Here is a 14221-nt window from a genome sequence, read left to right as displayed (position 1 = left end):
TGCGCGACGTTCCTTTCCACGAGTCCGAACGAGGAGCTCCTCATGTCCGCGACCGTCACCTACCAGCTCCCCTCTCCCCGAGGCCCGCAGTCCGTGACCCTGTCCTACGCGCGCGTAGGACGCGGCGAACCGCTGCTTCTGCTGCACGGCATCGGGCACCACCGGCAGGCCTGGGACCCGGTCGTGGACATCCTGGCCACCGAGCGCGAGGTGATCGCCGTGGACCTGCCCGGCTTCGGCGCCTCGCCCGCCCTGCCCGACGGCCTCGACCACGATCTGCCCACCGTCACCGCCGCGCTGCGCGGCCTGTGCGAGGCGCTGGAGCTGGACCGGCCGCACGTCGCCGGCAACTCCCTGGGCGGGCTGCTCGCCCTGGAGATGGGGCGGGCCCGGCTGGTGCGGTCGGTGACGGCGCTGTCCCCGGCCGGGTTCTGGACGCAGGCCGAGCGGCGGTACGCGTTCACCGTGCTGTCCGCCATGCGGGGGATCGCGGAGCGGATGCCGGTGCGGGTGGTCGAAGGGCTGGCCCGGTCGGCGGTCGGGCGGACCGTGCTGACCAGCACGATCTACGCCCGGCCCGGGCGACGGGCGCCGGAGGCGGTGGTCGCCGAGACGCGGGCGCTGGCCGAGGCGACCGGGTTCGCGCGGACGCTGCGGGCGGGCGGGTCCGTGCAGTTCACGGAGGACGTGCGGGGCGTTCCGGTGACGGTCGCGTGGGGGGCGCGGGACCGGCTGCTGATCCCCCGGCAGGGAGTACGGGCGAAGCAGATCATTCCGCGGGCGCGGCTGGTCCGGCTGCCGGGATGCGGGCACGTGCCGATGAATGACGATCCGGCGTTGGTGGCCCGGGTCCTGCTGGACGGGAGTCGCTAGGTCCCCGGTTCACGGTGGACCGGTGAGGGCTTGTCGCACAGTTCCCCGCGCCCCTGGGGCGTGTTGTTCATCCGGCGTTTCCATGGTCGGCGTAGGTGTGGGGTGCCCACCTGCCGACCTACGTAAGGCGTACTCATGGCACACCGTCTGCTGCCCGGCCGTCGCTCCCTGCTGAAGGGGTCCCTTGCCGTCTCGGCGGGGCTGGCCCTGCCCGCGTTCACCCGGTCGGGGCGGCCCAGCGCCGAGTGGGGCGTCCAGGCCGGTGACGTCACCCGTGACTCCGCGCTGGTGTGGGTCCGGTCGGACCGGCCGGCGCGGATGATCGTCGAGACCTCGGCGACGGAGTCGTTCCGCACCGTCCGCCGGGTGCGGGGGCCGTTGATCGGTCCCGGTACCGACTTCACCGGAACCGCCCGGCTGCGCGGGCTGCCGCCGGGCGAGCAGGTCCACTACCGGGTGCTGCTCGCCGACCCCGACGATCCGCGCCGTACGAGCGCGCCGGTCGCGGGAACCTTCCGCACGGTGCCGGACCGGCGGCGGGACGGGGTGCGGTTCGTGTGGTCGGGCGACCTGGCCGGGCAGGGCTGGGGCATCAACCCGGCGTTCGGCGGCTACCGGATCTTCGACGCGATGGCCCGGCTGGACCCGGACTTCTTCCTGTTCAGCGGGGACACCGTCTACGCCGACGGGCCCGTCGCGGCGACCGCCGAACTGCCGGACGGCAGCCTCTGGCGGAATGTCACCACCGAGGAGAAGTCCAAGGTCGCTGAGACCCTCGCGGAGTTCCGCGGCAACTTCCGATACAACCTGCTGGACGAGAACCTGCGCCGGTTCAACGCCCGTGTGCCGTCGATCGTCCAGTGGGACGACCACGAGGTGCGCAACAACTGGTACCCGGGACAGCGGATCGCGGACACCGACACCCGGTACACGGAGAAGAGCGTCGACGTGCTCGCGGCCCGCGCCCGGCGGGCGTTCGGCGAGTACTTCCCCGTGCCGACGCTGCGGCCCGGCGCCCGGGAGGGGCGCGTCCACCGCGTGCTGCGGCAGGGCCCGCTGCTGGACGTGTTCGTGCTGGACATGCGGACGTACCGGAACGCCAACTCGCCCGGCGACCAGACCGTCGACCCGCAGGGCATCCTCGGCCGGGAGCAACTGGACTGGCTGAAGCGGGAACTGGCGCGGTCGCGGGCGGTGTGGAAGGTGATCGCCGCCGACATGCCGGTCGGCCTGGTCGTGCCCGACACCACCGAGGGGCGCCCGCACGTCGAGGCGGTGGCGCAGGGCGACCCGGGGGCGCCGCTGGGGCGGGAGCTGCAGATCGCGGAGCTGCTGCGGTTCGTCAAGCACCGGAGGATCACCGGGACGGTGTGGCTGACGGCCGACGTGCACCACACCTCCGCGCAGCACTACCGGCCCGAGCGGGCCGCGTTCGGCGATTTCGAGCCGTTCTGGGAATTCGTCTCCGGGCCGCTCAACGCGGGCGCGTTCCCGGCCACGGCGCTGGACGGGACGTTCGGTCCCGAGCGGGTGTTCGTGAAGGCGCCCGACACCGCCAACGTCTCCCCCGCCGGCGGGTACCAGTTCTTCGGCGAGGTGGACATCGACGGCGGCAGCGGTGAACTCTCCGTGCGGCTGCGGGAGATGGACGGCACGGTGCTGTTCAGGAAGACGCTGCAGCCGGGCCTCGTCGGCCAGTAACGCAGTATTTCGGACAGAAGCGGGCTTTACTCGTCAGTCACAGTGCGTTTGTGATCACGAAACACGGTTCCTTCACAGTGGCTGTATGAGTCGAGACATGTGTGACGTGACGAACGACCGTGACGGAGGGCGCACGTCCCGCCGCTGGAACCCGCTAGCCCGTGCCGCACGCTGCGGGGAGGCGCTGCACGCATGGCGGACACGGCGCCACGGCCACGCGCCGCCGGCGCACGATACCGGCGGCGCTCCCCCGTCACCCGAGCCGGCGGCGGTCGAGAGCGTGCTGTGGCGGATGCGGACGACGGTGCGGGACGAGCCGGGCGCGCTGGCCGCCCTGTGCACGGCGCTGGCCGAGCGGCGGGTCGACATCCTGAGCCTGCAGACGCACCCGCTGGGCGCGCACACCGTCGACGAGTTCCTGTTGCGCGTCCCGGCCGGTACGGATCTCGCCGCGGCGGTCGCGGCGGGCGGCGGCACGGACACCTGGGCCGAGCGGGCCGACGCCCACGACCTGGTGGACGGCCCGACCCGGATGCTGGGGCTGGCCGCCCGCACCGCGACCGACGCGGCCGAACTACCCTTGGTACTGCGCCAGTTGCTGGGCCGCTGCACGATCCGCTCCCAGCCCGCCACGGCGTTCGGCGGCGGGGCGGCGGCCGTGCCCCCCGAGGGCGTCCTCGAGAACACCGTGATCCGGCTGCGCGACCCGGAGGGCGGCGTCCTCACGGTCGAGCGGCCGTATCTGCCCTTCACCCCCACGGAGTTCGCCCGTGCCCGGGCGCTGGTGGAGCTGGACGCCCGGCTCGGTCCGCGGATGCCGCGCGGCCGTGACGTGCTGACGCTGTCCGAGGGCGGTCACGTCTCCCTGCGCCGCGCGGACACCGCCGACCTGGACGCCGCGCGGGCGATGCACGAGCGGTGCTCCGCCGAGACGCTGCGCCGTCGGTACCACGGGCCGGTAGGCGACGCGAGCCGCTACCTGAACCACCTGCTCAGCCCGCGCTTCGGCCGCACGCTCGCCGCGCAGACCCCCTCGGGAGACGTCGTCGCCCTCGGCCACCTGCTGTGGGACGGCGACGAGACCGAGGTCGCGCTGATCGTCGAGGACGCCTGGCAGCGACGGGGCATCGGCGCGGAACTGCTGTCCCGGCTGGTGGGCATGGCGGTCGAGGCGGGCTGCGCCCATGTCTACGCCGTGACGCAGACGTCCAACACGGGCATGGTCGCCGCGATGCGCGGCCTTGGCCTCCCCCTGGACTACCAGATCGAGGAGGGCACCCTCGTCATCACCGCCCGGCTGACCCCCGCCCCGTCGGCCCGCACCCCGGAGGCCGGCGAGAGGGCCGCCCGCCCCTGACCCGCCCCTGACCCGCCGACGGTATTCGGCCCGGCACACCGTGGCGTGCCGGGCCGTCCCCCGTTCATGGACCGTCCGTCAGCCCTGAGCCATGGCCTCCGACCGGGCCGGGCGCGCGGACGGCCTTCCCAGGGCCTGGTCGAGGTCGGACCAGAGGTCCTCCACGTCCTCCAGGCCGACCGAGAGGCGCAGCAGGCGGTCCGAGACGCCCGCGTCCCTGCGGTCGTCGGCGTCGACGATGCGGTGACTGATGGACGCCGGGTGCTGGATGAGGGAGTCCACGCTGCCGAGGCTCACCGCCGGGGTGATCAGCCGGACGCCCGCGATCACCTCGTGCGGGTCGCCGTGCACCTCGAAGGCGACCATCGCGCCGCCGATGCGCGGGTAGTGCACCCGGGCCACGCGCGGGTCCGCGGCGAGGCGGGCCGCGAGTTCGGCGGCGTTCGAGGAGGCGGCCCGTACCCGGACCGGCAGCGTCGACAGACCGCGCAGCAGCAGATAGCCGGCCAGCGGGTGCAGCACCCCGCCGGTGGCGAACCGCACCTGCCGCAGCCGTCCGGCGAACTCCTCGTCGCAGGCGACCACTCCGGCCAGCACGTCGCCGTGCCCGCCGAGGTACTTGGTGGCGCTGTGCAGCACCAGCCGCGCCCCCTGCTCGGCGGGACGCTGGAGCACCGGCGTGGCGAAGGTGTTGTCGACGAGCAGCGGCACGGAGCCGCAGGCGTGGGCGACGGCCCGCAGGTCGATCTCGGCGAGCGTCGGGTTGGCGGGCGACTCCACCAGCACCAGGCCCGTGTCCGGGCGGAGCGCGTCCGCGACGCCGGCCGGGTCGGTCCAGGTGACCTCGGAGCCGAGCAGCCCGGCGGTCAGCAGATGGTCGCTGCACCCGTACAGCGGGCGTACGGCGACGACGTGCCGCAGGCCCATCGAGGCGCGCACCAGCAGGACGGCGCTGAGCGCGGCCATGCCGCTGGCGAAGGCGACCGCGGACTCGGTGCCCTCCAGACGGGCGAGGGCGGTCTCGAAGCGGGCGACGGTGGGGTTGCCGAGCCGTCCGTAGACCGGCGGGCCGTCGGGCTCGGCGCCGGTGGTGGCGAAGGCGTCGATGCGGGCGGCCTCGGCCCGGCTGTCGTAGGAGGGGTAGGTGGTGGACAGGTCGATCGGCGGGGCGTGCAGTCCGAGTCCGGCGAGATCGTCCCGGCCGGCGTGCACGGCCTCGGTGGCGAGTGCTCTGGTGGTGCGTCGCGTGTCCATGCCGTTGTCCATGGCGCCCAGGGTGAACACCGCCCGGTTCTGCGCGGCCGGATCCCGTGCTACGTTCGGCCGATGGCCGAATCTGTCGTACTGGACCCGGTGGACCTCCATCTGCTGCGGCTGTTGCAGAACGACGCCCGGACCACCTACCGGGACCTCGCCGCGCAGGTCGGGGTCGCGCCGTCGACCTGCCTGGACCGGGTGACCCGCCTGCGCCGCTCGGGCGTGATCCTCGGGCACCGCCTCCAGCTGGACCCCGCCAAGCTCGGCCGGGGTCTGCAGGCGTTGCTGTCGGTGCAGGTGAGACCGCACCGGCGGGAGCTGGTGGGGCCGTTCGTGGAGCGGATCAGGGCGCTGCCGGAGTCGCTGACGGTGTTCCATCTGACCGGCCCGGACGACTATCTGGTGCATGTCGCGGTCGCCGACATGGCGGATCTGCAGCGGCTGGTGCTGGACGAGTTCACCGCCCGTCGGGAGGTGGCGCGGGTGGAGACGCGGCTGATCTTCCAGCAGTGGGACTGCGGTCCGGTCATGCCGCCTTCGCCCTCGGCTCAATCCGCGTGACGTGCGGCGGACGCCGTACCAGGATGGTCCGCATGTCACCAACCAACAGCGCGCTTCCCCGTCAGGTCGCCGACGCCTACGTCGACGAGCTCATCGCCCTCGATCCGATCACCGGGACGTACCTCGGCGTCAAGGAGAGTTCCTCCCGGCTGCCCGATCTCTCGCCCGCCGGTCAGGAGGCGGTCGCCGGCCTGCTCCGGGCGACCCTCGCGCGGCTCGACCAGGCCGAGCGGCTGCCCGGTGCGGACAGCGACGCCGAGCGCCGCTGCGCCCGGCTGCTGCGGGAGCGGCTCACGGCCGAACTGGCCGTGCACGAGGCCGACGAGCACCTGCGCGCGGTGGGCAACCTGGGCACGGTGGCGCACGCGGTGCGCGAGGTGTTCACGGTGACACCGGCGGAGACCGAGGAGGACTGGCGGGCGATCGCGGAGCGGCTGCGCGCGGTCCCGGCCGCCCTGGCCGGCTACCGGGAGTCGCTTGCGCTGGGCCTGGAGCGCAAGCTGTACGCGGCGTCGCGGCCCACGGAGACGTTCGTCGGGCAGCTCGGCGAGTGGGCGGACACCGGCGAGGGCCGCGGCTGGTTCGAGGACTTCGCCGCCGCCGGTCCGCACGCGCTGCGCGCGGAGCTGGACGAGGCCGCCCGCGCGGCGACCGCGGCCGTGGCGGAGCTGAGGGACTGGGTGCGGGACGTGTACGCCCCTGCGGTCGAGGGCGCGCCGAACACGGTGGGCCGCGAGCGCTACGCCCGCTGGTCGCGCTACTACAACGGCACCGACCTGGACCTGGACGAGGCGTACGCGTACGGCTGGTCCGAGTACTTCCGGCTGCTGGGCGAGATGAAGAAGGAGGCCGAGAAGGTCCTCCCGGGGGCCGGGACCCCGTGGGTGGCACTGGCCCATCTCGACGAGCACGGCCGGCACATCGAGGGCGTGGACGAGGTCCGGGACTGGCTGCAGGGGCTGATGGACCAGGCGATCGACGCCCTGGACGGCACCCACTTCGACCTGGCCGAGCGGGTGCGCAAGGTGGAGTCGCGGATCGCCCCGGCGGGCAGCGCGGCGGCGCCGTACTACACGCCGCCGTCGGAGGACTTCTCCCGGCCGGGCTGCACCTGGCTGCCCACGATGGGCATGACCCGCTTCCCGGTGTACGACCTGGTGTCCACCTGGTACCACGAGGGCGTCCCCGGCCACCATCTCCAGCTGGCGCAGTGGGTGCACGTGGCGGAGAGCCTCTCCCGCTACCAGGCCACCGTCGGCATGGTCAGCGCCAACTGCGAGGGCTGGGCGCTGTACGCGGAGCGGCTGATGGACGAGCTGGGCTTCCTCACGGACGCGGAACAGCGGCTCGGGTACCTGGACGCGCAGATGATGCGGGCGACCCGGGTGATCGTCGACATCGGCATGCACCTGGAGCTCGAGATCCCCGCGGACTCGCCGTTCCACCCGGGTGAGCGGTGGACGCCGGAGCTGGCGCAGGAGTTCTTCGGCGCGCACAGCAGCCGCCCGGCGGACTTCGTGGAGAGCGAGCTGACCCGCTATCTGACGATCCCGGGCCAGGCCATCGGCTACAAGCTGGGCGAGCGGGCCTGGCTGCTGGGCCGGGAGAAGGCCCGCGAGCGGCACGGCGACGCCTTCGACCTCAAGGCGTGGCACATGGCCGCGCTGTCCCAGGGGTCCCTGGGACTGGACGACCTGGTGGACGAACTGGCGGCGCTGTAGCGCGGTTTCGGCCGGTTCAGCGCCGGAAGCCGCCCTCGGAGTCGATGACCTGACCGGTGATCCAGCCCGCCTCGTCGGTGGCCAGCCACGCGAGGAGGCGGGCCGGGTCGTCGGGCATGCCCCAGCGCCCGGCGGGGAAGCGGGCGGCGATCGCGTCGTAGACCTCGCCGGTCAGGTAGTCGGTGTCGACGGGGCCTGGGTTGACGGTGTTCACGGTGACCGCGTGATCGGCCAGCGCGGTCGCCAGGGAGCGGGTGATCGAGGCCAGGGCGCCCTTCTGGAGGGCGTAGGCGATCTCGCCGGGCATGCCGCCGGCGATGTCCTGCCCGGACGTCATCATCAGCACGCGTCCGCCCGGGGTGCCCGGCGGGAGGGCGGCGCGGTGCCGGGCGTGGGCCTGGACGAGCAGCAGCACGGACCGGGCGTCGACGGCCCAGTGCGCGTCGAGCATGGCCGCGTCGACGGTGTCGAGGTCGCCGTCGGAGCCGCTCAGGGCGTGGTTGGCGACAAGGATGTCCAGGCGTCCGCCGAGCGCCTCGACGGCGCGGGCGTGCAGGGCGGCGGGTTCGGCCGGGTCGCCGAGGTCGCCGGGGCCGGCGAGCACGCGCGCGCCGGGGTCGCCGAGCGCCTCGCGTACGGAGGCGACGACGTCCTCGATCCGGTCGGCGCCCCAGGGCATGGCGTCGTCGTGCGGCACATGGTGGTGCAGATAGACGCTCGCGCCGTACGCGGCGAGCCTGCGGGCCACGGCGTGGCCGATGCCGCCGCGCCGGCTAGCCCCGGTGACCAGGGCGGTGCGGCCGCGCAGCGGCAAGGGATCGCGGCGGAGTTCCTCGGGCGGGGGCGGGGGAAGCTTCGGCATGATCCCCATGATGGGGCGCGCGTCCGGCCCGGGCACGCGATTAAGCGGCGCCCTCCGGTCAGGCCAGGGGCCGGAGCTGCACCAGGACCAGCCAGGTCTCCGGGCCGGGGCTGACCCGCGCGGCGCGCACGGCGTAGCGGCCGGGGCCGAGGGCGAGGCGGGCGTGGCCGGTGCCCTCGGCCTGGGCGCCGGGCCAGGCCGCGTCGAACAGGACGACCGGGCCGGGCACCTGCCAGTGCGTATCCTGCTGCCACTGCGCGCCGGCGAGCGCGGCGGGGACGCTCGCCAGCAGGTCGCCCTCCGCGTGTCCGGCGACCCAGCGGACGAGGACGGAGTGCTCGGGGAGGTAGGCGGTCGCGGCCGGTTCGTCGCCCAGGACGAGGGCCGCGGCGTCACCGACCGGGAGCAGCCCGACGAGCCCGTCGACCTCGCACGCCCGGTCGTAGTCCGAGGCGAACTCCTCGCCGTCGGCCCCCGTCCAGAACGGCAGCACCGTCTCCGGCACCGCGACGAGCGGCCCGCCGCCCGACTCCACCCACTCGACCGTCCCCGGCTCCGCGCATCGCTCCATGGCGGAGAAACCTATCGGCTCGACTCCCGTGCCGGACGGGCGGGTTCAGCATCCGCAGGCGTCGGCGTCCACGACGGTGGTCAGCGGGTCGGCGGCCCGCCGCTCACCGCCCCGCGAGGTCTCGTAGGCGTAGCCCTCGCGCACCCAGTACTCGAAACCGCCGAGCATCTCCTTGACGCGGTAGCCGAGTTCGGCGAGGGCCAGCGCGGCGCGCGCGGCCCCGTCGCAGCCGGGCCCCCAGCAGTACGTCACCACCGGCACCGCCGGGTCGAGGAGGTCCGCGGCCCGCTCGGCGATCCGCGCGGTGGGCAGGTGCAGGGCGCCGGGCACATGGCCCTGGTCCCAGGCGTCGGCGGAGCGGGAGTCCAGCAGGACGAAGCCGGGGTCGCCCCCCGACGCGAGCGCGGCGGCCACGTCGGAGACGTCGGTGTACAGGGCGAGGCTCGCACGGAAGTGCTGCGCGGCCTCGGCCGGGGAGGCGGGGGCGACCCGCAGGACGGAGTTCACGGTGGTCGTCGTCATGACAGGAAAACTACGGGCGGGAACAGCGGTCCTGAAGGGACGAATCCCGGTGCGGGTCTTGCTCCGCCGGGGATTCCCCTGCTATTTCTCGGCGATGACCGAGTATTCCCCGGACGCCACCGACTGGCGCATCCTCGACGTCCTCCAGCGGGACGGACGCGCCAGCTACGCCGAACTCGCCCGCGCCGTGTCGATGTCCGCGAGCGCGGTCACCGAACGGGTGCGGCGGCTGGAGGAGGCCGGGATCATCCGGGGCTACGCGGCGGTGGTGGACCCGGAGCGGATCGGGCTGCCGGTCCTGGCGTTCGTCCGGCTGCGCTACCCGACCGGCAACTACAAGCCGTTCCACGACCTCGTCGCCGCCACACCGGAGATCCTCGAGGCGCACCACGTGACGGGTGACGACTGCTTCGTCCTGAAGGTCGCCGCGCGGTCGATGCGGCACCTGGAGGAGGTGTCGGGACGGGTCGGCGCGCTCGGTTCGGTGACCACCAGCGTGGTGTACTCCTCGCCGCTGCCGCGCCGTCCCGTGGGGAGGTGACCGGGCAGCCCCGTCACGTCCCGCGGTGCCGCAGCCGGGACCCCGAGCGGTCCTTGACGACCTCCAGCTGGGCGTGTATGCGGCGGCGCAGGTCGGGGACATGGCTGACGATGCCGACGCTGCGGTCGCGTTCGCGCAGCGAGTCGAGGACGTCGAGCACCTCGTCGAGGGTCTGGTCGTCGAGGCTGCCGAAGCCCTCGTCGATGAAGAGCGTGTCCAGCCGCACCCCGCCCGCCTCGTCGGTCACCACGTCGGCGAGGCCGAGCGCGAGAGCGAGGGACGCGAAGAAGGTCTCGCCGCCGGAGAGGGTGGCGGTGTCGCGCTCCCGGCCGGTCCAGGCGTCCACGACGTGCAGCCCGAGGCCGCTGCGGCCGCGGCCGGTGCGGTCGTCGGAGTGGACGAGGGTGTAGCGGCCGGACGACATGCGGCGCAGCCGGACGGTCGCGGCGGCGGCGACCTGCTCCAGGCGCGCGGCGAGCACGTACGACTCCAGGCGCATCCGGCGTTCGTTCTCCGCCGAGGTGCCGGCGGTGAGGGCGGCCATGCGGGCCACCCGGTCGTACTCCTCGCGCAGCGGTCCCAGCCGGCGCACGGAGGCGGCGGCCCGGGCGGAGAGCCGGTCGAGCTCGGCGCAGCGGCGGGCGGCGGCGTCGCGCGCGGAGGCGGCCTCGCGGACGGCGCGGTCCGCCTCCTCCGCGGCGCGCTGGGCGGCGGCGAGGTCGACGGCGGGCTGCTGGGCGGCGGCCACGGTCTCGGGCTCGGCGAGGACGGCGCGTACGGCCGCCTCCTCGTCGTACCAGGCGTCCAGCCGGCGCTGCAACTGCCGGTGGGCGTCGTCGTCGAGGAGGGCGTCGGCCGCGGCCCGCGGGGTGTCGAAGCCGGCGCGGAAGGCGGCGTCGGCCAGGCGGGCGTCGGCGTCCTTGAGCCGCCGGGCGGTCTCCTCCGCGGTGCGGGCGGCGTCGGCGGCGTCGGTGAGCAGCGCCGCCTCGCGTTCGAGCTGCCCGGCGCGCGCGGCGACACTGGGGGCGTCTCCCCGCGCCTGCGCCAACTCCTGCTCCAGGGAAGCCCGTTCGAGTTCGAGGCGCTCCCGGTGGCCGACGCGGGCGGCGGCGCGGACGGCCGCGTCGCGCTGGGCGGCGGTGCGCAGTTCGTGTTCGCGTTCGGCGGCGCGCAGCTCCTCCTGGGCGGCGTGCAGCGCGGAGGCGGCCTCCCGTGCGCGGGCGTGCTCCCGCTCCGCCTCGTCGAGTTCACGGGCGAGCTGCTCCGCCGGGGTGTCCCCGGCGCCCGCGCCGGCGGCGGCCAGCTCCTCCCGTACGGCGGCGAGCCGCCGGTCCGCCTCGGCGCGCCGGTCCTCGGCGCGCTGGTAACCGGCGAGGGCGCGTTCCTCGGTCTCGCGGTCGACGTGTCCGGCGACCTTGCGGGCCGGGGCGGGGTGCTCGGTGGCACCGCAGACCGCGCAGGGGGCGCCGTCCGTGAGGCCGGCGGCGAGCTCGGCGGCGATGCCGCCCAGCCGCTGCTCCTTGAGGTCGAGCCAGTGCTGCCGTGCGGCGAGGGCCTGTTCGCGGGCGGTGTCGGCCTGCTCGGCGGCGGCCTCGGCGTCCCGGGTGAGCCGGTCGCGGGTGCGGGCGGCCTCCAGCCGGTGACGGGCGGTGTCGCGCCGTGCCGCGAGCTCCCCGGCGCGGGTCGCGGCATGCTGGGCGGTCGCGATGCGGTCCTGGAGGGCGGTGCGGGTGGTCTCCCAGTCGGCGAGCCAGGCCTCGGCGTCCTCGCGGACCTCCTCGTCGGCCCGCTCCTGGCGGTCCAGGCCGGCCCGTTCGTCGAGGAGTTCGGTGAGGCGGCGCTCCGCCCGGCGGGCCGACTCGAGGCCGCCCAGTTCCTCGGCGGCGCGGCGGGCCGCCGCGGCCAGCCCGTCCGGTCCGGCGTCCGCGAGGGACGCGGGGAGGAGGGCGCGGGCGCGCTGCTCCGCGGCGGCCGCGCGGCGGTGCTCGGTGTCGGCGGAGTCCCGCAGCTCCAGGGCGGGGGCGACCGTCTCGGCCTTGCGGGCCCGGTCCATGCGGGCCTGGTCCTCGTCGTGGGCGCCGGACCGCTCCCGCAGCCGCTCCGCCCGCTCCCGGGCCTCGGCGAACCGGCGTTGCAGCCGGTGCCGTTCACGCGCCTCGTCCAGGGCGCGGCCCGCCTCGGCGCGGACGGTCTCGGCGGTGGCGAGGCGGCAGTGTGCGGCGGTGAGCTGTTCGCGTGCGGTGCTGCGGGCGACTGCGGCCGCGGTCAGCACGGCGTCCGCCAGGCCGGGCTCCCCCGGCGACAGCTCGGGCAGCTCCATGGCGCCGCCCGCCGCCTGCTGCATGCGGTGCGCGTCGGCGAGCAGCTCGGCGTCGCCGTCGCGCACGCGGGCCTCGGCGGCGCGGCGGCAGTCGGCGAGGCGCTTCTCCACCTCGGCGAAGCGACGGGTGTCGAAGAGGCGGCCCAGCAGCTTGCCGCGGGCCTCGGCGTCGGCGCGCAGGAAGCGCGCGAAGTCGCCCTGCGGGAGCAGCACGACCTGGCAGAACTGCTCGCGGCTCATGCCGAGCAGCTGGGTGATCTCCTCGCCGATCTCCTGGTGCGAGCGGCTGAGGTCCCTCCACGCGCCGGTGGCGGCGTCGCGCTCCCGCAGCCAGGTCTGCGCCTTGTCGGTGGTGGTGCCCACGCCGCGCTTCTTCGGGCGCTCCCACGGTGGCTGCCGGGTGATCTCCAGGCGGCGTCCGGCGACGGTGAGTTCGAGGGTGACGGAGGTGCGGGTGGCGGGCGCGGCGTGGTCGCTGCGCAGGGTGGTGCCCTGTCCGCCCTGGCGGGCGCCGGGGACGGAGCCGTAGAGGGCGTAGCAGACGGCGTCCAGGACGGAGGTCTTGCCGGCGCCGGTGGGTCCGTGCAGCAGGAACAGTCCGGCGGCGGACAGGGCGTCGAAGTCGACGCTCTGGGTGGTGCCGAACGGCCCGAAGGCGGTGATGTCCAGGCGGTGCAGTCTCATCGGGCCACCTCCCGCACGGCCTCGTCGGTACGGACGGCGTCGAAGGCGTCCCGCAGCACGGTGCGCTCGTGCGCGTCGGGTCCGGTGCCGCGCACATGGGCGACGAAGTCCTCGGCGATCTGCTGGTCGTCGCGCCCGGCGAGGCGGCGGGCGTAGGACACGTCGGGGTCGTCCGGCGGCCGGTCCGGGTCGAAGACGAGGGCGAGCGTGTGCGGGAAGCGCTCGGCGAGCCGGGCCATGGGGTCGGCGGGACGGACCGGGTCGGTGAGGGTCGCCTCGACCCACGCCTCCTCGTGCGGCGCGAGCGCGGGGTCGGCGAGCAGCTCCTCGAGGGTGCCGCGGATGCGGGCGAGGGGCCGCGGCACGGGGCAGTCGACGCGCTCGGCGGTGACGCTCCCGTCGGCGGCCAGGTCGACCAGCCACATGGACTTGCGGTGCCCGGCCTCGGAGAAGGAGTACGGCAGCGGGGAGCCGGAGTAGCGGACGCGGTCGGTGAGGGTCTGACAGCCGTGCAGATGGCCGAGCGCCACGTAGTCGACGCCGTCGAACAGGGCGGCGGGCACGGAGGCGACACCGCCGACCGCGATGTCCCGTTCGCTGTCGCTCGGTTCGCCGCCGGTGACGAAGGCGTGGGCGAGGACGACGGAGCGGGTGCCGGCCGGGCGGGCGGCGAGATCGGCTCGCACGCGGTCCATGGCGGCGGCGAGCACCGTCTCGTGCCCGGCCCGCTCCACGCCGAACTCGTCCCGCACGAGGGCGGGCTCCAGGTAGGGCAGGCCGTAGAAGGCGACGTCGCCGTGCGCGTCGGGCAGCAGGACGGGGGTGCCGCACGCGGAGGGTTCGGTGCGCAGGTGGATGCCGGCGCGGCCCATGAGTCCCGCGCCGACGCCGAGGCGGCGGGCCGAGTCGTGGTTCCCGGAGATCATCACCGTGGGCACGCCGAGGTCGGCGAGCCGGTGCAGGGCGTCGTCGAACAGCTCGACCGCGGAGAGCGGCGGCACGGCCCGGTCGTACACGTCCCCCGACACCACCACCGCGTCCACCTCGCGCTCGCGCACGGTGGCAACGAGGTGGCCGATGAACTCGGCCTGGGCGCCGAGCATGCCGACCCGGTGGAAGGACCGGCCGAGGTGCCAGTCGGACGTGTGCAGGAATCTCATGGTCCCGGCAGCGTATCGGGCGCCTCCGACAGCGCGGGCGGTTGCTCCCGTATCACCCGTCACGTCCGGGCTGCATACCTCCCGTTATCGC

12 protein-coding genes are annotated in these 14221 nt (G+C 74.9%); 6 read left to right on the top strand and 6 right to left on the bottom strand.

Annotated elements, in window-relative coordinates:
• Positions 1–42 precede the first annotated feature (42 nt).
• The 3 genes from ELQ39_RS28225 (at position 43) to ELQ39_RS28215 (ending at position 3931) form a co-directional block, all read left to right on the top strand.
• A complete protein-coding gene (locus ELQ39_RS28225; RefSeq protein WP_190003628.1) occupies positions 43–873 on the top strand; it encodes an alpha/beta fold hydrolase in 831 nt (276 codons plus the stop codon).
• A 135-nt stretch (positions 874–1008) separates the two neighbouring features.
• A complete protein-coding gene (locus tag ELQ39_RS28220) occupies positions 1009–2574 on the top strand; it encodes an alkaline phosphatase D family protein (protein ID WP_242594688.1) in 1566 nt (521 codons plus the stop codon).
• A gap of 85 nt (positions 2575–2659) precedes the next feature.
• Positions 2660–3931, top strand: coding sequence for a GNAT family N-acetyltransferase (locus ELQ39_RS28215; protein ID WP_443334352.1), 1272 nt, complete (start codon positions 2660–2662; stop codon positions 3929–3931).
• Between the two features lie 78 nt (positions 3932–4009).
• Here ELQ39_RS28215 and ELQ39_RS28210 read toward each other — a convergent pair whose 3' ends face one another.
• Entirely contained in the window at positions 4010–5197 is a 1188-nt protein-coding gene (locus ELQ39_RS28210) for a trans-sulfuration enzyme family protein (RefSeq protein ID WP_242594686.1), read from the bottom strand.
• Between the two features lie 60 nt (positions 5198–5257).
• On the opposite strand from ELQ39_RS28210, the gene ELQ39_RS28205 reads away from it, so the two are divergent.
• A complete protein-coding gene (locus ELQ39_RS28205) occupies positions 5258–5749 on the top strand; it encodes an Lrp/AsnC family transcriptional regulator (RefSeq protein WP_006135263.1) in 492 nt (163 codons plus the stop codon).
• A 32-nt stretch (positions 5750–5781) separates the two neighbouring features.
• Positions 5782–7470, top strand: coding sequence for a DUF885 domain-containing protein (locus ELQ39_RS28200; RefSeq protein WP_242594684.1), 1689 nt, complete (start codon positions 5782–5784; stop codon positions 7468–7470).
• Positions 7471–7486: 16 nt separating this feature from the next.
• On the opposite strand, the gene ELQ39_RS28195 is transcribed toward ELQ39_RS28200, so the two are convergent.
• Genes ELQ39_RS28195 through ELQ39_RS28185 form a run of 3 tightly spaced genes read right to left on the bottom strand, consistent with a single transcriptional unit; the run spans position 7487 to position 9425 of the window.
• Positions 7487–8332, bottom strand: coding sequence for an SDR family oxidoreductase (locus ELQ39_RS28195; protein ID WP_225626244.1), 846 nt, complete (start codon positions 8330–8332; stop codon positions 7487–7489).
• Positions 8333–8390: 58 nt separating this feature from the next.
• Positions 8391–8903, bottom strand: a complete 513-nt coding sequence (locus tag ELQ39_RS28190) for an immunity 21 family protein (RefSeq protein ID WP_242594682.1) — start codon at positions 8901–8903, stop codon at positions 8391–8393.
• 45 nt (positions 8904–8948) lie between these two features.
• A complete protein-coding gene (locus tag ELQ39_RS28185) occupies positions 8949–9425 on the bottom strand; it encodes a rhodanese-like domain-containing protein (RefSeq protein ID WP_242594681.1) in 477 nt (158 codons plus the stop codon).
• A gap of 94 nt (positions 9426–9519) precedes the next feature.
• On the opposite strand from ELQ39_RS28185, the gene ELQ39_RS28180 reads away from it, so the two are divergent.
• Positions 9520–9966, top strand: a complete 447-nt coding sequence (locus ELQ39_RS28180; protein WP_190003620.1) for a winged helix-turn-helix transcriptional regulator — start codon at positions 9520–9522, stop codon at positions 9964–9966.
• A gap of 13 nt (positions 9967–9979) precedes the next feature.
• Here ELQ39_RS28180 and ELQ39_RS28175 read toward each other — a convergent pair whose 3' ends face one another.
• Together ELQ39_RS28175 and ELQ39_RS28170 are read right to left on the bottom strand one after the other, a co-directional pair.
• The gene (locus ELQ39_RS28175; RefSeq protein WP_242594680.1) at positions 9980–12970 is read right to left on the bottom strand and encodes an AAA family ATPase; all 2991 of its coding nucleotides are present in this window, start codon (positions 12968–12970) and stop codon (positions 9980–9982) included.
• Complete coding sequence (locus ELQ39_RS28170; protein WP_242594679.1) at positions 12967–14130, bottom strand: exonuclease SbcCD subunit D; 1164 nt, start codon at positions 14128–14130, stop codon at positions 12967–12969. Before ELQ39_RS28170 ends, ELQ39_RS28175 begins: the two co-directional genes overlap by 4 nt.
• Between the last annotated feature and the right edge of the window lie 91 nt (positions 14131–14221).

The organism is Streptomyces sp. GB4-14 (genome assembly GCF_022696125.1).
GTDB lineage: Bacteria > Actinomycetota > Actinomycetes > Streptomycetales > Streptomycetaceae > Streptomyces > Streptomyces werraensis.
This window is presented reverse-complemented; position numbering and strand designations above follow the sequence as displayed.